Raw genomic sequence first — 22969 nt, 5'->3', positions numbered from 1 at the left:
GCTAAGCGTGATAATAACGATAACCTATTGCACTCACTCGTTATCAAGCTAGAGTATTAAACCTCAGGATTTATTCATAAATGATTATCAATTTGTTTAATCATTTATAAGTATTATCCATTGTGTCTTAAGGGAGCCATCATGTTCACGGTTTATCATTCTAATCAACTGGATTTACTCAAAGCGCTAACGACAGCGCTGATAGAACGAGAACCGTTGGATAATCCTTTCCAGCAAGAAGTCGTACTAGTTCAAAGCCCTGGGATGGCCCAATGGTTGCAGATGCAACTGGCACAACAATTTAGCATTGCAGCCAATATTGAGTTTCCGCTGCCTGCCACCTTTATCTGGGACATGTTTACCCGTGTTTTACCGGATATTCCGAAAGAGAGCGCTTTTAGCAAAGATGCCATGACATGGAAACTGATGTGGCTGCTACCGGATTTACTGGATGACCCCGAATTTTCGTCAATGCAGCGCTATCTAAGTGATGATGGCGACAAACGTAAGATTCACCAGCTTGCCGCGCGTGTTGCCGACCTTTTCGACCAGTATTTAGTCTACCGCCCAGAATGGCTAGAGGCTTGGGAAAGAGATCAGCGTATTGATAATTTGGATGAAGCCCAACAGTGGCAAGCCAAGTTATGGGTTGAGCTAACTCGTTATACTCGCCAACTGGAACAACCTGAATGGCACCGTGCTAATCTCTATCAGCGTTTTATTCGTACACTCCTCGACTCAAAGGTTTGTCCCGCAGGCCTGCCAAAACGGGTATTTATTTGCGGTATATCGGCACTACCTCCCGTCTATTTACAGGCACTGCAAGCACTAGGTAAGCACATTGATATCCATTTGATGTTTACAAATCCTTGCCGCTATTTCTGGGGGGATATTCAGGATTATGCCTTCTTGGCTAAACTGCAAAGCCGTAAACGTCGGCATTATCGTGAATCGATGGAAGGCCAACCCGTAGACGGTAAACCAACAGAAATAAGTCTGTTTCGCCATCCTGAGCAGGCCGAACAACTTTTCAATGCAGATGGTGAGCAGGATCTCAGTAATCCGCTACTGGCTTCATGGGGGCGGTTAGGGCGGGATCATATGTATCTACTGTCACAAGTGGATGATATCCAAGAGGTCCATGCTTTTGTCGATATCGATCCAGACAATCTTTTGCATGGTATTCAGCATGATATGTTGGAGTTAGAAGACCACTCCATTATTGGGACAACACCGGAAACGCTAGCGCGTAGCGACCAAAAAAGGTGCTTAGATCTAGCGGATCGCTCATTGAGCCTGCATGTTTGCCATAGCCCTCAAAGAGAAGTTGAGGTTTTACAAGATAACCTATTGAGTTTGTTAGCCACAAACCCTGAACTGACACCACGTGACATCATTGTGATGGTGGCAGACATTGATAGTTATGCCCCCTATATTCAGGCCACGTTTGGTAATGCAATTGGGGACCGCTACCTACCTTTTGCGATTTCTGACCGTAAGGCCAGTCAGGCTCATCCGGCATTACAAGCATTTATCACCTTACTTGATCTGCCCCAAAGTCGGTTTACCTCTGAACAAGTCTTGGCCCTATTGGAAGTCCCCGCACTAGCCAATAAGTTCGGCATAACTGAAGATGGGCTGCGCCGCTTACGGCAATGGGTTGGGGAATCGGGCATTCGTTGGGGGCTAGATGATGAGAATGTGCGGGAACTCTCTTTACCTGCTACGGGGCAACACACTTGGCATTTCGGTATCACCCGCATGTTGCTGGGTTATGCCATGGACAGTAGTGCGGGGGATTGGCAAGGTGTTCTGCCGTATGATGAATCAAGTGGTTTGGCTGCGGAACTCGCTGGGCAATTAGCTGATATTTTGATGCAACTGAGCCAATGGCGACAACAGTTAAGTGAACCTCGCTCACTTAGCGACTGGCTACCCTTGTGTCGCAACTTATTGGATACCTTCTTTGAAGCTGATAATGAGACCGAAGCCGTTTTGGTGCTGATAGAGCAGCAATGGCAGAAGGTGATCAGTTATGGCATTGCAGCTCGATATCCTGACGTGGTACCACTTAATCTGTTGCGGGATGAACTGGCCTCACGCTTAGATAATGAGCGTATCAGTCAGCGTTTTCTAGCGGGGCCTATCAACTTCTGTACCTTGATGCCCATGCGCTCCATTCCATTTAAGGTGGTTTGCTTATTGGGTATGAACGATGGTATTTATCCGCGAACACTGCCGCCGCTGGGTTTTGATTTGATGGCCAAACAGGTTCGCCGTGGCGATCGTAGCCGCCGTGATGATGACCGATACCTGTTCTTAGAAGCACTACTTTCTGCCCAGCAACAGCTTTATATCAGCTATATCGGGCGCTCAATTCAAGATAACAGTCAGCGTTATCCTTCGGTGTTAGTCAGTGAGTTAATCGAATACATTTCACAGAGTTATCATTTACCTGGAGATGAACACCTTAGTGCTGATGGCAGTGCCAAACGGGTGATTCAGCATTTACTCTGTTTGCATGCGCGTATGCCATTCGCGGCAGAAAACTTTATCCAAAATAGTGAACAGCAAAGTTACGCTGCCGAATGGCTGCCTTCGGCTGAATCTAAAGGGCGGGCTCACCCAGAGTTTAATCAATCCTTAGTTCCTGAAGCGTTACCCGAAATAACCTTGGAGGGATTAATTCGTTTCTATCGTCATCCTGTCAGGGCCTTTTTTCAGCTGCGCCTTGGGGTGAACTTTGTGATTGAAGAAACTGAGCTACCCGATGAAGAGCCATTTACCTTAGATAACCTCAACCGGTATCAGCTTAATACGCAATTATTGAATGCGCTTATTGATGATAGTGATATCAATACTGTATTTAATCGTGCTCGAGCGGCTGGCAGTCTGCCCTATGGATCTTTCGGTGAACTTTATTGGGAAAGTCAGCAAGAAGAAATGGTGCCACTGGCTGAACAAATCCGCGCTGAACGGCGAGATAATCACAGTATTGAGCTTAATATTGAATTTGGTGAAACCGTCCTCACAGGCTGGATTCATCAGGTACAAGAGGATGGTTTAATCCGTTGGCGTCCGGCGGCATTGACGGCAGTTGATGGGCTTTTATTGTGGATTGAACATTTGGTGTATTGCGCCGTAGGCGGTGAGGGTGATAGCCGAATGTATGGACGTAAAGGAACGGCGTGGCGCTATGATGCTCTGAGTTCTGATGAGGCTCGACAGTATCTACAACAACTTATCATGGGGTATCAGCAAGGGATGTGTGAACCCTTACTTCTGCTGAGTAAAAGTGGTTGGGCATGGTTAAGTCAGTGCTTTGAACGTGAGTCTGGCCAAATTCTGTGGGACGACGAAACACAGGCGAAAGCACGGATGAAACTTTTGCAGGTTTGGCAAGGTGATCAGCGAGTTAGCGGTGAAGCTGACGATTATTACGTGCAAAGAGTGATTCGCACGATGGATAACCAGCACCTCGACATGATAATACATGAAGCGGAGCGTTATTTATTACCGATTGCCCGCCATAATAAGGCATGAGAACGGCTCGAAACTAAGCCAGATAATTGTTCATGTTGAATATCAGAAAGCTAGATACGTGTTTTAGCGGCAATTAAAAGGGTTAAGGGAGAAACGGAATGCATAAACAGTTTGCCCGCATCATTGGCATATTTTTCTTACTGAGTTTGCTAGCACCATTAAGTTGGGCGGCAGAGCCTGCATGGCAGCCTCTGGCAGAAGCTATTCACAAAAGTGAACATGACCAACGCGAATATCAGGCAATAAAGTTGCCAAATGGTATGACCGTATTACTCGTTTCTGATGCACAAGCTCCTAAGTCCTTGGCAGCGCTCGCGTTGCCGGTAGGATCATTGGAAGACCCTAATAACCAATTAGGTCTGGCTCATTATTTGGAGCACATGCTATTGATGGGTTCTAAACGTTTCCCAGAACCTGGCAGTTTTGCTGAGTTCCTGAAGAAACATGGTGGTAGCCACAATGCGAGTACCGCATCTTATCGAACCGCCTATTATCTTGAAATTGAAAATGATGCATTGGCCCCTGCCGTTGATCGACTCGCAGATGCGATCGCAGCGCCCTTACTCGATCCGATAAATGCAGATCGTGAACGTAATGCTGTTAATGCTGAACTGACGATGGCCCGTTCCCGTGATGGGATGCGTATGGCGCAGGTGAATGCTGAAACGATGAATCCTGCGCATCCAAGTGCGCGTTTCTCGGGCGGTAACCTAGATACACTAAAAGATAAGCCTGATGGTAAATTACATGACGAGTTATTGAGCTTCTATCATCGTTACTACTCAGCCAATTTGATGGTGGGCGTACTGTATAGCAACCAGTCCCTGGAACAATTAGCAAAACTAGCCGCTGATACCTTTGGCCGCATCCCAAATCGGGATGCAAAAGTGCCGCCGATTACTGTACCTGCAGTCACGCCTGACCAAACCGGCATCATTATTCATTATGTTCCGGCCCAACCACGTAAACAGCTTAAAGTCGAATTTCGCATTGATAACAATAGTGCGGAGTTCCGTAGTAAAACAGATACTTACATTAGTTATTTGATCGGAAATCGCAGTAAAGACACATTATCTGACTGGCTGCAAAAGCAGGGACTGGCAGATGCCATCAGTGCAGGCGCTGACCCAATGGTCGACCGTAATGGCGGCGTGTTTTCTATTTCGGTATCACTCACCGATAAAGGTTTAGCCAAACGTGATGTTGTCGTGGCTGCCATCTTTGATTACATCAATATGCTGCACAAAGACGGCATTAAAAAGAGCTATTTTGATGAAATCGCCCATGTGTTAAATCTTGATTTCCGCTATCCATCAATCACACGGGATATGGATTATATCGAGTGGCTGGTGGATATGATGCTGCGAGTCCCTGTCGCGCATGTCCTTGATGCACCTTATCTGGCTGATCATTATGATCCTAAAGCCATTGCCGCTCGTTTGGCGGAAATGACGCCAGAAAATGCGAGAATCTGGTTCGTTAGTCCAGATGAACCTCATAACAAAGTGGCCTATTTTGTCGACGCTCCTTATCAGGTCAATAAAATCAGCTCAGAAGAGATAAAAGAGTGGAAGCAGCTAGGTGGGGATATCTCGCTGAGTCTACCCGCCCTCAACCCCTACATTCCGGACAACTTTGAGCTAATTAAAGCGGATAAAAATATTACTCATCCGCAAAAAGTCGCTGAACAACCAGGCTTACGGGTGTTTTACATGCCAAGCCAGTACTTTGCTGACGAACCCAAAGCCGATATCTCAGTTGCTTTTCGCAATCAGCATGCCTTGGACTCTGCTCGTCATCAGGTCCTATTCGCGCTGACTGATTATCTGGCAGGGCTTTCACTTGATGAACTGAGTTACCAAGCTTCTATTGGTGGGATCAGCTTCTCAACATCGCCAAATAATGGGTTGTATGTCAGCGCTAATGGCTTTACGCAAAGGATGCCACAGCTATTAACTTCTTTGGTTGAAGGTTATTCCAGTTTCACGCCAACAGAAGACCAATTGGCACAAGCTAAGTCTTGGTACCGTGAACAGCTTGAGGTTGCCGAAAAAGGCAAAGCCTATGAGTTAGCTATTCAGCCAGCCAAATTACTATCACATGTTCCTTATTCTGAACGTAGCGAGCGGCGTGAACTGCTCAGCACCATTAGTGTTCAAGACATCGTGACCTATCGTAATAACTTACTCAAAAAATCAGCCATTGAAGTATTGGCTGTTGGGAATATGACTGCGCCACAAGTGACTTCATTGGCAGAGTCGCTGAAAAAGCAAATGAGTTTGACGGGGACAACTTGGTGGACGGGCGAAGATGTCGTGGTCGATAAAACGCAATTAGCCAATATGGAACGGGTCGGTAGTAGCTCTGATGCTGCGCTGGCGGCGGTGTATGTTCCTACTGGTTATTCGGAAATTGATGGTATGGCGCGCAGCGCATTACTGGGCCAAATTGTTCAACCCTGGTTCTACGATCAACTGCGCACGGAGGAACAACTGGGTTATGCGGTCTTTGCCTTCCCAATGTCGGTTGGCCGTCAGTGGGGGTTAGGTTTCTTATTGCAAAGTAACAGTAAACAACCTGATTACCTCTATCAGCGATATCAGGCCTTCTATCCACAGGCAGAGAAGCGCCTGCGTGAGATGAAACCGGCTGATTTTGAACAATATAAGCAAGGGCTAATCAACCAGTTGCAGCAACGCCCGCAAACGCTAGATGAAGAAGCTGGTCGTTACAGTAATGATTTCAATCGCAATAATTTTGCTTTTGATAGCCGTGAAAAGATGATTGCTCAAGTGAAATTGCTGGACAATGCCGCTTTGGCTGATTTCTTCCAGCAAGCCGTCACCAAACCGCAAGGTCTGGCGTTACTTTCTCAGGTGAAGGGACAAGGGCAAACAGCAGGCGGATATGCAGTACTGAAAGGGTGGACTACGTTCCCAACGACTTCAGCTTTACAGGCGACCTTGCCACAAAAGGTCTTGGCACCATGACATCTATGACTCCCCAGCGGTTGGAGCCGCTAACGCTACCTCTGTATGGCGAGCGGCTCATTGAAGCTTCTGCCGGTACTGGTAAGACATTTACTATCGGGGTGCTTTATCTGAGGTTGTTACTCGGCTTAGGTGGGGAATCGGCTTTTAGCCGCTCCCTGATGGTAGAGGAAATCCTTGTGGTGACCTTTACTGAAGCCGCAACTGAAGAGTTAAGGGGGCGAATTCGCGACAATATTCATGAGTTGCGTATCGCTTGCGTGCGGGGAGTCAGTGATAACCCGATGCATAACGCTTTATTATCTGAAATCATTGATTTGAGTGAAGCCGCTGCGCAACTATTGGCGGCCGAGCGCCAGATGGATGAAGCTGCCATTTATACTATCCACGGCTTTTGCCAAAGAATGCTGGCAAATAACGCTTTTGAATCCGGCATCTTGTTCGAGCAAACACTGATACAGGATGAATTGCCATTACGCAGACAAGCTTGCGCCGACTTTTGGCGCAGACACTGCTATCCGCTGCCCTTGGCGGTCGCCCGTGCGGTCAGCCAAGAGTGGAGTGGGCCAGAGGCATTACTTAACGATCTTTCTGCTTACTTACAGGGGGAAACGCCAACGTTTCGACAAGTCCCCAGTGATGATGAAACGATACTAAGTCGGCACCAACAAATCGTCGTGCAAATTGATGCGGTCAAAGCGCAATGGCGAGCAGCAGCCTCTGAGCTAGAGGCTTTGATTAGCGGTTCAGGGGTCGATAAGCGTAGCTATAGCACACGATATTTGCCCAATTGGCTTGAAAAAGTCGGTATATGGGCAGAGCAAGAAACCGGTGATTATCAGTTACCCAAAGAACTGGAGAAATTTCGCCAGTCGGTCTTATTTGATAAAACTAAAAAGGGTGATGTTCCGCAACACCCAGTATTCAGTGCCATAGATCGAATCTTCGAACAACCACTGACGCTTAGGGATCTGATTTTAGCCCGAGCTATCAGTGAAATACGCACCTCTGTCCAGCAAGAAAAGCGACAACGGGCGGAGTTGGGGTTTGATGACCTGCTCAGCAAACTCGATGCCGCATTACAACAACCAGGTAGTGAGTTGTTGACTCAATCTATTCGCAACCGTTATCCCGTTGCAATGATTGATGAATTTCAAGATACCGACCCGCAACAATATCGCATTTTTCATACCCTGCATGGAGGGCGAAAAGAATGCGGGCTATTGCTGATTGGTGACCCTAAGCAGGCTATTTATGCGTTCCGTGGCGCAGATATCTTTACCTATATTCGCGCTCGTTCTGAAGTAAGTGCCCACTACACGCTAGAGACAAACTGGCGCTCCTCGTTCCCTATGGTGCAATCAGTTAATCGACTGTTTAGTTTGGTTGACGTGCCTTTCTTATTTGAACAAATTCCTTTTATACAGGTGGCAGCGGCGGAAAGAAATAGCTGTTTATCTTTTGAAATTAAAGGGAAAAAACAACCGGCCATCTCTTTTTGGTTGCAACCAGGAGAGGGCGTAGGGGTTAGTGAATACCAACAATTGATGGCACGACAGTGTGCGGTGCAAATTCGAGATTGGCTAACCGCAGGGCAGAATGGCTTAGCACTATTAGTGACAGCCGGTGGCCCAAAACCGGTTCAGGCATCAGATATCACCATTTTAGTGCGCAGTCGTGCTGAGGCAGCATTAGTTAGAGATGCGCTCAGTGCGCTGGCTATCCCATCGGTCTATTTATCCAACCGTGATAGTGTGTTTGATACCCCTGAAGCTAAAGATTTGTTGTGGTTGTTGCAGGCGGTTCTGAACCCGGAGCATGAGCGCACATTGCGCAGTGCTATGGCAACAGGATTGCTGGGATTGGATGCAAAAATACTGGATGCATTGAATCACAATGAGCGCGATTGGGATGCATTGGTTGAAGAGTTCGATAATTATCGCCAACATTGGCAGCGCCGTGGTGTTTTACCGATGCTGCGGGAGATGATGGCTCGTCGGCACTTAGCTGAAAACTTGCTCGCGACACCCGGTGGAGAGCGTCGTTTAACGGATGTACTGCATCTAGGGGAATTGTTGCAAGAGGCCGCGTCAAAACTTGATAGTGAGCACGCACTAATCCGCTGGCTCGCACAACAAATAGCGCAACCGAATCACCAGTCAGATAACCAGCAGCTACGTTTGGAAAGTGATCGCAATTTAGTTCAGGTCATTACCATTCATAAATCGAAAGGGCTAGAGTACCCACTCGTTTGGCTACCATTTGTCGGTAATTTTCGCCAGCAGCAGGATGTGTTGTATCACGACCGCCATAGTTTTGAAGCACTGCTTGATCTGAATGCTGACGAAGAAAGTCAGGCTCTGGCTGAAGAAGAGCGATTGGCAGAGGATTTAAGGTTGCTCTATGTGGCACTGACTCGTGCCGTTTATCATTGCAGCGTCGGGATTGCACCGCTTATCAAAGGTGGGCGGAAAAAACAGGGTGAAAGTGATATTCACCACAGTGCGTTAGGTTACTTAGTTCAGCAAGGGCAGGCTGGGGATGCACACTATCTGGCCGACAAATTAGACGAGTTAGCTGCTTTAGCTGGGGGGGACATCTCAGTTTCACTCGCACAAGCTGTTAGTGATACTGCTTGGCAGCCACAACAGGAAGCTTTACCCACACTCGCTGCACGCCAATTTACCCGGCAAGTGCAGGATAACTGGCGGGTTACCAGCTATTCCGGCCTACAGCAGCATGGCTCAAGTAAAGGTGGTGCATCACCACTCCTGAATGCACCATTACAAGAGTTATTGCCTCGATTGGATACTGATGCTGCTGGTGAGCATGCATTAATAGCATCAGCAGATTTAAGTCCCCACGCTTTTCCGCGCGGCGCAGCGCCGGGTACTTTTCTGCATGACTTACTCGAGCCTATGGATTTTAGTCAGCCCATTGAATCAGTCTGGCTAGCTGAACAATTACAACTACAGGGTTTTGGTGAGCAATGGTCATCCATGCTTTATCAATGGCTAAACGACATCGTGCAAGTCCCTCTTAATGCCACTGGCGTCACACTTGCGGGGTTAGCACCTGAGAACAAGCAAGCAGAATTACAATTTTACTTGCCAATCGACGCACTGTTACAGGCTCGTGAATTAGATACTTTAATCAAACGCTATGACCCACTTTCTCGTCAGTGCCCCGTACTGGATTTTCAGCAGGTTAGAGGGATGCTTAAAGGGTTTATTGACTTGGTCTTCTACTGGCAGGGTAAGTATTATCTATTGGATTACAAATCTAATTGGTTAGGTGAAGACGGTAGCGCCTATACCCAAGAGGCGATGGCTCAGGCGATGGCCGAACATCGCTATGATCTGCAATATCAGCTTTATACGTTGGCGTTACACCGCTATTTACGGCACAGACTGGCAGATTATGACTATGAACGCGACTTTGGTGGCGTCATTTATCTCTTCTTGCGGGGTGTCGATAAGCAATATCCGGGTAACGGTATTTTTAGCTGCCGCCCCGAACGGGCACTCATTGAGGGAATGGACGGCTTATTCAGTGGCCGCAATATCAACCATGATTCAGCTAATGCCGATGAGGATATATCAATATGATGGCGTTACTGGATCAGGCTGTCCGTGACCACTTACTGCGCCCGTTGGATGTCCAATTCTCACGCCTGATTGCCGGTGGGGATAATCCCATGCTGCAATTGGCTGCTGCCATTCTCAGTGCTGAGGCAGGCGCTGGCCATGTTTGTTTGCCTTTAAGCTATTTACAACCCGACCAATTATTGGGTGGTCGGCAGTCTGCGTTATCGCAAGAGCTTTGGCAAGCAGCCGGTGCGCCTGATGAAGTGCGTTGGACACAAGTGCTTAATAGTTCACTCGCCGTCAGTGATGGGTCACAGCCAACCCCCTTAGTTTTGCAAAATGGCCGTTTGTATCTGCAACGTATGTGGCAATACGAAGGGGATGTTGTTCGGTTCATTGCTAGCGACAGTACGCTGGCACGGGTTCATGAATCTAGAGAGACAAACGAAACACTCTTAAGAACGACGTTAGATCGCCTGTTTGGTTTGGCTGATACTGATGTTGACTGGCAGAAAGTGGCAGCTGCTGTTGCGGCTACCCGTCGTATTTCCGTCATTTCGGGCGGCCCAGGTACAGGGAAAACAACGACGGTAGCCAAATTGTTGACCGCGCTGATACAACTGAGTGAAGGGCAACGTCTACGCATTCAGCTTGCTGCACCAACTGGCAAAGCCGCTGCGCGATTAACCGAGTCATTGGGCCATGCCATTGGGCAACTCTCATTAACCGAGGCTGAACGTCAGCTATTTCCGGATCAAGCATCGACGCTGCATCGCTTGTTGGGCGCGCAGCCTAACAGCCAGCGTTTGCGTTATCACCGTGGTAACCCGCTAAACCTTGATGTGCTGGTGGTTGATGAGGCATCAATGGTGGATTTGCCCATGATGGCGCGGCTAATTGCCGCTCTGCCTGCAAAAGCACAGGTTATTTTTCTGGGGGATCGTGATCAGTTGGCTTCGGTTGAGGCGGGGGCTGTACTGGGCGATATCTGCCGTTTTGCCGAGTGGGGTTACAGCGAGTCTCGAGCTGAAGAATTAGCCCGTTTAACGGGGTGTACGTTAACAGGAATCATCCCTATCGGGGATGTCTCTAAAGATAGTATTAATGTTCGCGATAGTTTGTGTCTGCTACGTAGAAGCTACCGCTTCGATGAAAAATCTGGCATTGGGCAGCTTGCTCTAGCGGTTAATACGGGTAAGTATCAACATGCATTATCCGTTTTAAGCGGCTCTTACTCAGATATTGAGAGCTTCCCTTTGGCCGATTCAGATGATTATCAGATATTGCTAGAAGACTGTGTGACGGGGTATCAGCATTATCTTCAATTGGCGACATCAGGTGCTCGGGCGGTTGATGTGTTAGCGGCGTTTGGTCGTTATCAACTGCTGTGTGCTCTACGAAGTGGCCCATTTGGTGTTAGCGGTTTAAATGAACGAATTGAGCAGTTGTTACATCGTAAGAGGCTAATTGAGCGAGCATCAGGACCCAATGGGCGTTGGTATGTTGGTCGGCCAGTGATGATTGGGCTTAACGACAGTGCGCTTGGCCTGTTCAATGGTGATATCGGCATCGCGTTATATGATTCAGAAGGCGAGTTACGTGTACACTTCCAGCTACCCGATGGCAACATTAAGTCGGTACAACCTAGCCGCCTTCCCAACCATGAAACCGCTTATGCGATGACGGTTCATAAATCCCAAGGCTCAGAATTCGAACACACGGCCTTAGTATTGCCTAACACTTTTATGCCAGTGCTGACTCGTGAACTGGTTTATACCGCGATAACCCGCGCTCGCCAGCGGTTGACCCTGTATTGCAACGATGCGGTTTTGAGTCATGCAATACGAACACCCACGCAGCGTCGCAGCGGACTAGTTGATCGGTTAAATGAGCTGAAGACATAAAACTGAGGGGGCCAAGGCCCCCTTGATACCATTTATGAATAACATTAACTTTTGATTCAGAACGAGCGTTCTCAACATTTACAAGTCAACCAACAGAATCTACAAATCAGCCAACAGAATCTTTGAGCGCCGTTGATAATTGTACAATTCCTGCTTCTGAACCGGTAAAACCTCAACCTCAGCCGGGGTAAAACCACGCTCTTGGAACCAGTGAATACTGCGGGTAGTGAGCACAAACAGTTTTTTAAGGCCCATCTGGCGCGCCTGATTTGCTACACGTTTGAGAAGCATTTCACCACGTGAGGAACTGCGATAGTCCGGATGGACTGCAACACAGGCCATTTCACCGATTTGTTCCTCTGGGAATGGATAAAGTGCAGCACAGGCAATCGTCAGATTATCTCGCTCAATAATAGTGAATTTATCAATCTCCATCTCAAGCTGCTCGCGTGAGCGACGAACCAAAATCCCTTGCTGTTCCAATGGACGGATCAATTCCAGTATTCCACCAATATCATTAATGGTCGCACGGCGGACTTGCTCCGCACTTTCCATAACAATTTGTGTACCGATACCATCACGAGAGAACAGCTCTTGTACCAGTGCACCATCTTCCTGATAGCTCAATAAATGGCTGCGGCGCACACCACTACGGCATGCTTTGACCGCGCCACGTAGAAAACGCACTGTTCCTGAGTTGTAATCCCCTTCTTGTTCTAAATCTTCGATTCGTTTTTGAGCTTCATTGGGGAACAGCTCTGAAATAATGCTTCCTTCGTTATCTGTCACCCCTTGAGATGAGCAAAACCCGATCATCTTTTCTGCTTTAAGTTTGATGGCTAACTGTGTCGCGACTTCTTCTGAGGTGAGATTAAAACTCTCACCCGTGACCGAGACGGCAACGGGTCCTAATAACACGATAGCGCCGTTATCTAATTGGCGATGAATGGCCTCTTCATCAATACGCCGAATGCGCCCGCTATGGCAATAATCGACACCGTCATCGACGCCTAAAGGCTGAGCAATAATAAAGTTACCGCTGACCACATTAATATGCGCACCTTGTAGCGGAGTATTATTCAAACTCATGGATAATCTGGCCGTGATATCTAGCTGCAATAAGCCAGCAGCCTGCTTAACCATTTCCAGTGTGCGGGCATCTGTTACTCGAGTATGTTTGTGATAGATTGGCTCGTAGTGATGCTGCGCCAGATTGCTATCGATTTGTGGGCGAGCACCGTAAACAACAACCAGCCGAATACCAAGGCTATGCAGTAAGCCGATATCGTTAACGATGCTAGTGAAGTTTTCATGTTCAATCGCTTCACCGCCCAACATAACGACAAAGGTCTTGCCACGATGCGCATTGATATAGGGAACTGAGTGACGAAATCCCTGGACCAGTTCAGTACTACGTTCCTTCACGGCAGACCCTCATTGAATTTTTATTCGATATTTTTGTATTTTTATTCTTTTTTGACCAAGATGGCAAGCAACAAATTACAATCAAATGCATATATATGGTGGGTATGTATTAGTAAGTTGAATAACGTAAAAAAATGTTTTTCTAATGACAGCATGGGATTGATTCGTTAAAGTTTTTCCTCATAAACTTTTTTTGTTTGTTTTTTATTCATATATTGGTAGTTACTTTGGAGTTACATGGCAGATTCAAATCATAATTCTGGGCGTCGCCGTCTATTACAAGGTGCCGCCGCAGCCTGGATGCTGAGTGTCAGCAGGGTTGGATTTGCTGCTTCCTCACACATTATTGCTGTCAGAGTTTGGCCCTCTTCAACCTATACTCGAGTGACGTTAGAATCTAGTACCCCACTGAAATATAAACAGTTTGCGCTGAAAAATCCTGATCGCATTGTGGTTGATATTGAGGGTGTTCACCTTGACAGTGTCCTGAAAGAGATCAGCAATCAGGTTCAGTCTAGTGACCCTTACCTCAAGCAAGCTCGTGTTGGGCAGTTTGATAAAAATACCGTCAGGCTGGTTTTAGAGTTAAAGCAAAGCATCAGTCCACAGTTATTTACGTTGAAGCCCTTCGCAAAATTTCGTAATCGCTTGGTCGTGGATTTATATCCGGAGCAGGGCAGTACCTCGGTGGAAGACGATCCTTTGTTGGCATTATTGGAAGATTATAATAAAGGAAACGTGGAACGTAATTTACCCGCAGAGGCACCCAAAGCAGGTAAAGCAGGGCGAGATAGACCAATTGTTATCATGCTGGATCCCGGTCATGGTGGCGAAGACCCCGGTGCCATAGGGCGAAATAAGACACGCGAGAAAGATATTGTGCTGCAAATTGCCCGCCGATTACGAGCACTGATTCAGAAAGAAGCCAACATGCGAGTGTTTATGACCCGCAATGAAGACGTCTTTATTCCACTAAAAGTGCGGGTAGCAAAAGCCCGTAAGCAACGTGCAGACTTATTCATTTCGATCCATGCTGATGCATTCACCAGTCAGGCTGCCAGAGGGTCTTCCGTATTTGCGCTTTCCACTAAGGGAGCAACCAGTACGGCAGCAAAATTTTTGGCCCAAACGCAAAATGAGGCGGACCAAATCGGCGGAGTTAGCAAGAGCGGCGATCGCTATTTAGACCATACCATGATTGATTTACTGCAAACGGCGACGATCAGTGACAGCCTGAAGTTTGGCAAAGAAGTACTCAATCGAATGGGTAAAATAAATAAGCTGCATAAGAACAGTGTCGATCAAGCGGGATTTGCGGTTTTAAAAGCCCCTGATATTCCATCTATTCTGGTTGAAACGGCGTTTATCAGTAATTTGGAAGAAGAGCGGAAACTCCGCACCAGCCATTTTCAGCAACAAGTTGCTGAGTCTATTTTTGCTGGCATCAAAGCCTATTTCGCTAATGGTGGGGCAATGGCGCGCGTGTAATCGATGGGAAATTGATATCGAGCAGGGGCATGGCCCTTGTTTGGTCGTTCCATCGCTTACTGACGCTAGCAACCGACGACTCTCGATAGGGTGTTGAGACCCAGTAGGTTATTGATACTCAGTAGGCAGTTGATAATTGATAGGCAGTAGATAACAGATCGTAGCAGGCGCTAGAAACAAAAAAACACCCTTTAGGGTGTCTGATGTTGATAGTTAAATGATTAAGAATTGGTTGCGGGGGCCGGATTTGAACCGACGACCTTCGGGTTATGAGCCCGACGAGCTACCAGGCTGCTCCACCCCGCGTCCGTCTTAATACTTTTTCTATCTTGCTGTGTAATTGGTTGCGGGGGCCGGATTTGAACCGACGACCTTCGGGTTATGAGCCCGACGAGCTACCAGGCTGCTCCACCCCGCGTCCGATTGAGCGCACTATACTCTGGATGAGATCTGTTGCAAGTATTTTTGCCACTTAATTTAGGTAAATAGGGTTTTTCGATTAATTTATCCACTATCTGTTCCCTTTTTCCCCACAACGGCATCAAGGGATTTTTTTCCACCTGCTGATTCCTTTATCTATAGGCGTTTGTTATCGTTCGCCGGTAGATAAAATAAGTAAGAGAAGGCGCGAGATGACAAGTCGTTGGGGCAAATACCTACTGAGTGGAATAATGATTGCTGTTTTGGCAGGTTGCCAATCTCGGCCAACAGATCGTGGGCAGCAATATAAAGATGGGCATCTGGAACAGCCGCTAGGATTAGTGAATGAACCAAATGCAACAGGTAAGCCAGTCAACGCAAAAGATTATTCTGATCAGGTGAAAGTGATTAATCAATCTTCACCGGGTTTGTATGGCCGTAATAGTAGTACATTCAATGCCGTTGAGAACTGGATGTTGGCCGGCGCTGATACCAGTAAATTACATCTGTTTGGTCTGAATGCTTACCAGATGGAAGGCGTGGATAACTTCGGTAATGTGCAATTTACCGGTTATTACACTCCAGTGCTTCAGGCTCGCTATACACCACAAGGCGAATTCCGCCATCCGCTTTATCGTATGCCATCGAAAGGGAAAGGGCGTTTGCCTAATCGTGCCTCAATTTATGCTGGTGCATTGGATAACCGTAACTTAATTATCGCGTACACCAATTCGTTGGTAGATAACTTTATGATGGAAGTGCAGGGGAGTGGCTACGTCGATTATGGCGATGGGCGGCCATTGACCTTCTTCGGATATGCAGGTAAAAACGGCCATGCTTACCGTAGCATCGGTAAGGTATTGATTGACCGAGGAGAAGTCGCCAAAGCTGACATGTCGATGCAGGCCATTCGTCATTGGGCAGACACACACAGCGAAGCTGAAGTCAGAGAGTTATTGGAGCAAAATCCGTCCTTTGTCTTCTTTAAACCGGAAATGTACGCCCCTGTGAAAGGAGCCAGCGCGGTTCCTTTGATCGCAAAAGCCTCTGTCGCCTCTGATCGTTCGTTGATCCCACCGGGTACGACACTGTTGGCTGAAGTGCCTTTGCTGGATAATCAGGGGAAATTCACTGGCCAATATCAGATGCGCTTGATGGTCGCGTTGGATGTTGGGGGCGCAATAAAGGGCCAACACTTTGATATTTATCAGGGGATTGGCCATGAAGCAGGGCAAGCCGCTGGTTTCTACAACCACTATGGCCGTGTTTGGGTGCTGAAAAATGCTCAAAGTAACGGACCCTTGTTTACAGCCTATCAAAGTGGCGACAAAACCGCCCTGACAGGTAACGGGTCTCCGTTATTGGTCAATAATCAGGGGCAGTGAGCTGATTAGTGCGGTAGATTTCACGCTTTATCGAGCGGCCAATTGGCCGCTTTTGCATTTACACTGTCGATCTGATTGCAGCTATTTATTAATTCTAAGTTATTAAGGTAACCCGTTTATGAGCACAGCCTTTTCCGAAGCATACCAACAGCGTTTTGGGGGGATTGCCCGCCTTTATGGGCAGCAAGCACTGGCGCTTTTTTCACAGGCGCATGTTTGTGTTATTGGCATTGGTGGTGTGGGCTCATGGGCTGCGGAAGCACTAGCTCGTACTGGGATTGGTGCGATCACGTTGATTGATATGGATGATGTTTGCGTCACAAATACTAATCGGCAGGTCCATGCGCTGCGACACAATGTCGGTCAGGCGAAAACCGAGGTGATGGCGGAACGTATTCTGGCGATTAATCCTGAGTGCCAAGTGACTTGTATTGATGATTTTATTACTGCGGATAATGTCGCAGAACTTTTAAATAACAATTTCAGCTATGTCATTGATGCGATAGACAGCGTTCGCCCGAAAGCAGCGCTGCTTTCTTACTGTCGGCGATATAAAATCCCTGTTGTCACCACCGGTGGCGCTGGTGGACAAATCGACCCAACGCGCATTGAAGTCGTCGATTTGGCAAAAACCATTCAGGATCCGCTGGCGGCGAAGCTACGTGAAAGGCTAAAAAATGATTTCAACGTGGTAAAAAATAGCAAAGGTAAGCTGGGAATTGACTGTGTTTTCTCGAGTGAACCCTTGGTTTATCCGCAGGCGGATGGTTCGGTGTGCGCCTCTCGTAGTACCGCTGAGGGGCCAAAGAAAATGGACTGTACGTCAGGTTTTGGTTCGGCAACCATGGTTACCGCGACTTTTGGTTTTGTGGCGGTATCCCACGCATTGAAAAAAATGATGGCGAAAGCGTCACGTCAGGCGTAATCACCATCCACGCTAGTTACCCTTCGATATATTGGGTTGCGATTGTCTTTATACCTTGTGTCAGTGCTTGTAAACCACTGGCTCGAGATGTACTCAGTTGCTGCCGTAGTCCTAGCTTATCAAACAATTCCAATGGGTCTTCAGCCAAGACCTGTTGCGGTGTTTTACCTTCTACGGCGGTTAAAATGACGGCGAGTAACCCGCGAACGATACGCCCTTCACTGTCACCATAGAAATGTAAGCGGCCATCTGGTTGACGCTGATGGCCCAACCACACTCGATTTTCACATCCAGTCAATTCCAGCTCATTTTGCTTCAATGATGCCGGCAACGGTGGGAGTTGCTTAGCCAATAAAATTAACCGGCGATAACGATCTTCCCACTGTTTATCAGCGCTGAATGTCTCAATGAGGTGAGTCGCTGTAATTTCGTGGCCAAAAGGGTGTGGTGCAATCATCGTTTTTCCGCTTTATTGCTGGTTGATATTGATCGGAATTATCATTTGATAGTACTCAATCTTGCAAGAGTGCCAATGACTTTGCGATTGCGGCACATAACATTTCAACATCGTTAGCTGTGTTATAGGGTGCAAAAGAAGCCCGCAGACTGCCATTGAGCCCAAGTGCGGCCATGAGTGGCTGGGCACAATGTAAGCCTGCGCGTAACGCAATGCCTTGTTCTGCCAGTAATGTCACTAAATCGCTATGATGAACACCATCGAAAGTAAATGCTAATAAACTCGATTGCTGGCAACGGAAGCTACGAAAACCGGGTAATTCCGCTAACTTATTCTCCGCCATTGTCGCCAGGTTTTGGCTATATGACTCAGCATCTTCCAAATCAATGTGTTCGAGCCAACTCAGTACTGCCGATAAGCCAATCACGCCTGCAATATTGGGGGTACCAGCTTCAAAGCGGTATGGTACCTCATGGGCCGTAAAACCGCCGAATGAGGCATGAGTGAGCATTTTCCCTCCGCCTTGCCACGCTGGCATTTCCTCCAGTAATTCAGATTTCCCGTAGAGCACTCCAATACCTGTCGGACCATACAATTTATGGGCGGAAAATGCATAAAAATCAATATCAAGTGCTTGAACATCTGCCGGACGATGAACAATCCCCTGCGCGCCATCGACCATCACAATACAGCCATATTGGTGAGCGAGGTCTATTGCGCTCGCCAATGCTGGGCTACCACCCGTCACGTTGGACATTTGCCCTAGCGCTAAGATACGCGTTCTATCGCTTAATAATCGCGGTAGTTGTTGTAAATCAGGTAGATGGTCATGGCCGATAGGCCATTTAATGATGTTAGCACCGGTTTGCTCAGCCACCATCAGCCAAGGGATTAAATTCGCATGATGCTCTGCTTCACTGACAATAATTTCATCCCCAGCTTGCAGGCGCGGACGGGCGTAACTTTGTGCTACGAGGTTAATGGCTTCGGTAGTGCCTCGCGTCCAAACGATATTTTCTGCTGCAGGGGCATTAATAAAGTCGGCTACCTGTTGGCGCGTTTCTTCAAAGCGGACCGTCAATGATAAGGCTGATTGATGCTGGCTGCGATGCACCGTTGCGGCATCTTGCTGATAAAAAAGTTGTGTTGCCTCAATCATCGCTTGGGGCTTTAGCGCCGTCGCCGCGCTGTCTAGATAGATAATCTCATCGCTAATTGCCGGAAATTCCTGACGAAAATCCGTTGGATTAAAGGCCTTCATACCGTTTTTCTCATTTTTTGGTTCACTTCGGAACTGTCTCATTTTGGCGTGTTTTGTGCATAATTTGTACGCTTCTTGCCCCGTTGGCTGGAAATATGTCATGAGCGGGTTATGCTGAATAGTAACGGACACAACCATTTGTCTGGTAATGGAAACGAGTTTTCCAGCATTTTAATCTGCAAGGAGTCACCCATGAAAAAGACAGCAGCCGTTATTTCTGCCCTAATGCTCACCTTTACCTTAGCAGCCTGTTCCAGCAACTATGCCATGCATACGAATGATGGTCGCACTATCGTTGCTGATGGTAAACCTAAAGTCGATGACGAGACAGGGATGATTAGTTACACCGATGCCAATGGCACCGAGTTGCAAATTAATCGTTCAGAAGTAAGAGAGATGGTGGAGACTAACTAAGTCAACACGAGTGCCTTCAAATGAGGCCGGATAAGGCTTCAAACCCTTCAGTAACAACTTAAATGTAAGCTCTGACTGGTGTTCAACAGAAAGTGGCGCTTACATTTAAGCACTCACAATGAAGTCACTTCCCAAAAAAAGCGCAAAAAAAAGCACCGCGAAAATGGCGGTGCTGCATAAAATCACTATGGACAGACAGGGTAAATGTACAGGAAGTGAAAAAAAACAGTAGCTTAGCTACTATGTCTGGTACACCAGACCATTTGCAAACACAACATCACAACCACAAAGCCAAAAGCATTTCAGTACCTGGATACTAAACCTACTTTTCGTTCCGGCTTGGGAAGTGCTGCCACTATAGGTATTTGCTGGCACATCATCAACGGACAATTTATAATGCCTCGGATTATAAAAACTAATAAGTAAACAAAGGGTTTCATCTGCGGATGAGCCGTTATAAAAAAGTATCCAACTCATGTCTAAACGATTACCACCCCTGAACGCCTTACGGGTTTTCGATGCGGCCGCGCGCCACCTGAGTTTTACTAAAGCGGCGGATGAATTGTTTGTTACCCAAGCAGCCGTTAGCCACCAGATAAAGTCTCTGGAGGATTTTCTCGGACTAAAATTGTTCCGCCGCCGTAACCGCTCTTTACTCCTGACCGAAGAAGGTCAAAGTTATTATCTCGACATCAAAGAAATTTTCACCTCTATCAATGAAGCGACCCGTAAGTTACAGGCCCGTAGTGCGAAAGGTGCTCTGACGGTTAGCTTGCCGCCTAGTTTTGCTATCCAATGGTTAGTCCCGCGTCTGTCTGGATTTAATGCCGCTTATCCGGGTATTGATGTCCGGATTCAAGCGGTGGATCGAGAAGAGGACAAACTCGCTGATGACGTCGATGTCGCGATATTTTATGGGCGGGGCAATTGGACGGGGTTACGTACTGAACGTTTATACGCTGAATATTTGTTGCCTGTATGCGCGCCCAGCTTATTAATGGGTGAGCATGGATTAAAAGTGCCGGCAGATCTGGCTAATCACACGTTGTTGCATGATACTTCCCGCCGAGACTGGATGGCGTATACCCGTCAATTGGGTGTACCGCAGATTAATGTGCAACAAGGACCTATTTTCAGTCATAGCGCCATGGTGGTTCAAGCTGCTGTCCACGGGCAGGGGATTGCTTTAGTGAATAACGTGATGGCTCAGTCAGAGATAGAAGCTGGGCGTTTGGTCTGCCCGTTTAATGATGTTTTGGTGAGTAAAAATGCTTTTTATCTGGTTTGTCATGACAGTCAGGCAGAACTGGGTAAAATAGCCGCCTTTCGTCAGTGGATACTGGCAAGAGCTGCCAGTGAACAGGACAAGTTGCGTTTTCGCTACGACAAATGATCAATCGTGGTGTTGCAATTAGTGCGTTTGCAGCGCCAAGTATCCTGAATCTCACTCAATCTAATTCAAGGTTAATGACGATGAACGGTCGTTTAATGCTGATATTTGCCGCACTGAGCGGTTTTGTCTATGTGGCTTTAGGGGCCTTTGGTGCCCATGTTTTGAGTACCACATTGGGGCCGAATGAAATGGCTTGGATCCATACGGGGCTGGATTATCAAGGCTTCCATACGTTGGCTATCTTGGCACTGGCTGTTGCGATGCAACGGCAGATCAGTATTTGGTTTTATTGGAGTGGGGCGTTGTTAGCGCTTGGAACCCTACTCTTTAGCGGCAGTTTATACTGCCTGGCTTTATCACACCTGAAACTGTGGGTTTATATCACGCCAATCGGCGGAGTATGTTTCTTGGCAGGATGGGTTTTGATGTTGATTGGCGCGCTGCGTCTAAGAAAAAGGGCAGAACGCCATGAATAATAAAATTGCTTTATATTGCCGCTCAGGTTTTGAGAAAGAGTGTGCGGCAGAAATTACCGCCAAAGCCGCACAGCTCGAAATTTTTGGTTTCGCCCGTGTTAAAGAGAACAGCGGTTATGTCCTGTTTGAATGCTATCAGTTGGACGATGCCGATCGCTTGATTCGCGAAGTGCCATTCCGTGAGTTAATTTTTGCCCGCCAAATGATGGTGGTGGGCGAATTGTTGAAAGACTTACCACCGGAAGATCGCGTGTCACCTATCGTGGGGATGTTGGTCGGCGTTATTGAAAAAGCCGGTGAACTGCGGGTAGAAGTCCCTGATACTAACGAAAGCAAAGAGCTACTTAAATTTTGTCGTAAGCTCACGGTGCCGCTACGCAGCGCTATGCGTGAGCAAAAAATTCTTTCTGTACGTGAAAATCCTCATCGTCCAGTGGTGCATGTGTTCTTTATTGCGTCAGGTTGCTGTTATGTCGGTTATTCCTATAGCAATAATAACTCGCCATTCTATATGGGTATCCCGCGTCTTAAATTCCCATCCGATGCACCTAGCCGTTCAACGTTAAAACTGGAAGAAGCTTTCCATATGTTCATCCCAGCCGATGAATGGGAAGAGCGTTTGGCCAGTGGTATGCATGCTGTTGATTTAGGTGCTTGCCCGGGTGGTTGGACTTATCAGTTGGTACAACGCAGCATGATGGTTCAGGCCATTGATAATGGTTCTATGGCACAAAGCCTGATGGATACGGGGCAGGTAACGCATCATCGTGTTGATGGTTTTAAATATGAACCAACGCGAAGCAATATTTACTGGCTAGTATGCGACATGGTGGAGAAACCGGCTAAAGTCACCGAGTTAATCATCAAATGGCTGGTGAATGGATGGTGTCGAGAGGCGATTTTCAACCTTAAATTGCCGATGAAAAAACGGTTTGAAGTTGTTTCAGAAAACTTGGCAATGATGGATGAGCAACTTAAAGAAAATGGTATTAATGCCCATATTCAGGCCAAGCAGCTTTACCATGACCGTGAAGAAGTCACGGTCCATGTGCGCCGTATCTGGTCTGGTGTGCCGGGGCGTCGCGACGAACGTTAATATAGGTTAAGGGCTTTTTGCCTTATAGGTTGCTGGCAAGCCCCGATAACTCGATCTGTAACGGTGATAACAGGCAGAAGAGTAAAGCGTCCGCGCCAAGGATGGCGCGGCTCGAGCCATCAGGGATGATTTCACGGCGTCTTTACGATCTGCCTGTCCTCTCCGCAATGGGCACTTTGTCACTAACCTTGGTGTCCTTTGGCCC

At 47.4% G+C, this 22969-nt stretch carries 14 protein-coding genes and 2 tRNA genes; 11 read left to right on the top strand and 5 right to left on the bottom strand.

Going from position 1 to position 22969, the window contains the following annotated elements:
* The first annotated feature begins 141 nt into the window (after positions 1-141).
* The 4 genes from recC to recD all read left to right on the top strand — a co-directional run bounded on the left by recC (position 142) and on the right by recD (position 12024).
* Positions 142-3543 (top strand): exodeoxyribonuclease V subunit gamma, encoded by a 3402-nt coding sequence (recC, locus tag BN68_RS12885; RefSeq protein WP_019211567.1) that lies wholly within the window; start codon positions 142-144, stop codon positions 3541-3543.
* A 98-nt stretch (positions 3544-3641) separates the two neighbouring features.
* On the top strand, positions 3642-6533 hold the full coding sequence (ptrA, locus tag BN68_RS12880; RefSeq protein WP_019211566.1) for a pitrilysin: 2892 nt from the start codon (positions 3642-3644) through the stop codon (positions 6531-6533).
* Complete coding sequence (gene recB, locus BN68_RS12875; RefSeq protein ID WP_019211565.1) at positions 6530-10141, top strand: exodeoxyribonuclease V subunit beta; 3612 nt, start codon at positions 6530-6532, stop codon at positions 10139-10141. Before ptrA ends, recB begins: the two co-directional genes overlap by 4 nt.
* Positions 10138-12024, top strand: coding sequence for an exodeoxyribonuclease V subunit alpha (recD, locus tag BN68_RS12870; RefSeq protein WP_019211564.1), 1887 nt, complete (start codon positions 10138-10140; stop codon positions 12022-12024). The genes recB and recD overlap by 4 nt, the downstream gene beginning before the upstream one ends.
* 99 nt (positions 12025-12123) lie before the next feature.
* Here recD and argA read toward each other — a convergent pair whose 3' ends face one another.
* Positions 12124-13449, bottom strand: coding sequence for an amino-acid N-acetyltransferase (gene argA, locus BN68_RS12865; RefSeq protein WP_019211563.1), 1326 nt, complete (start codon positions 13447-13449; stop codon positions 12124-12126).
* 237 nt (positions 13450-13686) lie between these two features.
* Between argA and amiC the strand changes: the two genes are divergently transcribed.
* Positions 13687-14937, top strand: coding sequence for an N-acetylmuramoyl-L-alanine amidase AmiC (gene amiC, locus BN68_RS12860; protein WP_019211562.1), 1251 nt, complete (start codon positions 13687-13689; stop codon positions 14935-14937).
* A 229-nt stretch (positions 14938-15166) separates the two neighbouring features.
* On the opposite strand, the gene BN68_RS12855 is transcribed toward amiC, so the two are convergent.
* Together BN68_RS12855 and BN68_RS12850 are read right to left on the bottom strand one after the other, a co-directional pair.
* Positions 15167-15243, bottom strand: a tRNA-Met gene (locus tag BN68_RS12855).
* 35 nt (positions 15244-15278) lie between these two features.
* Positions 15279-15355: transfer RNA gene (locus BN68_RS12850), tRNA-Met, on the bottom strand.
* Between the two features lie 214 nt (positions 15356-15569).
* On the opposite strand from BN68_RS12850, the gene mltA reads away from it, so the two are divergent.
* Both mltA and tcdA read left to right on the top strand, forming a co-directional pair.
* Positions 15570-16742 carry a murein transglycosylase A gene (gene mltA, locus BN68_RS12845; protein ID WP_019211561.1) on the top strand — a complete coding sequence of 391 codons (1173 nt, stop codon included), beginning with the start codon at positions 15570-15572 and terminating at the stop codon, positions 16740-16742.
* A 118-nt stretch (positions 16743-16860) separates the two neighbouring features.
* Positions 16861-17667 (top strand): tRNA cyclic N6-threonylcarbamoyladenosine(37) synthase TcdA, encoded by an 807-nt coding sequence (tcdA, locus tag BN68_RS12840; protein WP_019211560.1) that lies wholly within the window; start codon positions 16861-16863, stop codon positions 17665-17667.
* A gap of 16 nt (positions 17668-17683) precedes the next feature.
* Here tcdA and csdE read toward each other — a convergent pair whose 3' ends face one another.
* Both csdE and csdA read right to left on the bottom strand, forming a co-directional pair.
* Entirely contained in the window at positions 17684-18124 is a 441-nt protein-coding gene (gene csdE / locus BN68_RS12835; protein WP_019211559.1) for a cysteine desulfurase sulfur acceptor subunit CsdE, read from the bottom strand.
* Between the two features lie 55 nt (positions 18125-18179).
* Positions 18180-19385, bottom strand: a complete 1206-nt coding sequence (gene csdA, locus BN68_RS12830; protein WP_042806775.1) for a cysteine desulfurase CsdA — start codon at positions 19383-19385, stop codon at positions 18180-18182.
* 192 nt (positions 19386-19577) lie between these two features.
* Between csdA and BN68_RS12825 the strand changes: the two genes are divergently transcribed.
* From BN68_RS12825 to rlmM, 4 genes are all read left to right on the top strand, one after another.
* Positions 19578-19799, top strand: coding sequence for a YgdI/YgdR family lipoprotein (locus BN68_RS12825; protein WP_019211557.1), 222 nt, complete (start codon positions 19578-19580; stop codon positions 19797-19799).
* A 475-nt stretch (positions 19800-20274) separates the two neighbouring features.
* On the top strand, positions 20275-21192 hold the full coding sequence (locus BN68_RS12820; RefSeq protein WP_019211556.1) for a transcriptional regulator GcvA: 918 nt from the start codon (positions 20275-20277) through the stop codon (positions 21190-21192).
* A gap of 80 nt (positions 21193-21272) precedes the next feature.
* Positions 21273-21668, top strand: a complete 396-nt coding sequence (locus tag BN68_RS12815) for a DUF423 domain-containing protein (protein ID WP_072085274.1) — start codon at positions 21273-21275, stop codon at positions 21666-21668.
* Positions 21661-22764, top strand: coding sequence for a 23S rRNA (cytidine(2498)-2'-O)-methyltransferase RlmM (gene rlmM, locus BN68_RS12810; RefSeq protein WP_019211554.1), 1104 nt, complete (start codon positions 21661-21663; stop codon positions 22762-22764). Before BN68_RS12815 ends, rlmM begins: the two co-directional genes overlap by 8 nt.
* Positions 22765-22969 lie beyond the last annotated feature (205 nt).

The sequence above is a fragment of the Yersinia massiliensis CCUG 53443 genome, assembly GCF_000312485.1.
GTDB lineage: Bacteria > Pseudomonadota > Gammaproteobacteria > Enterobacterales > Enterobacteriaceae > Yersinia > Yersinia massiliensis.
The sequence above is the reverse complement of the archived record's forward strand: the minus strand, read 5'-3'. Positions and strand labels throughout refer to the sequence as shown.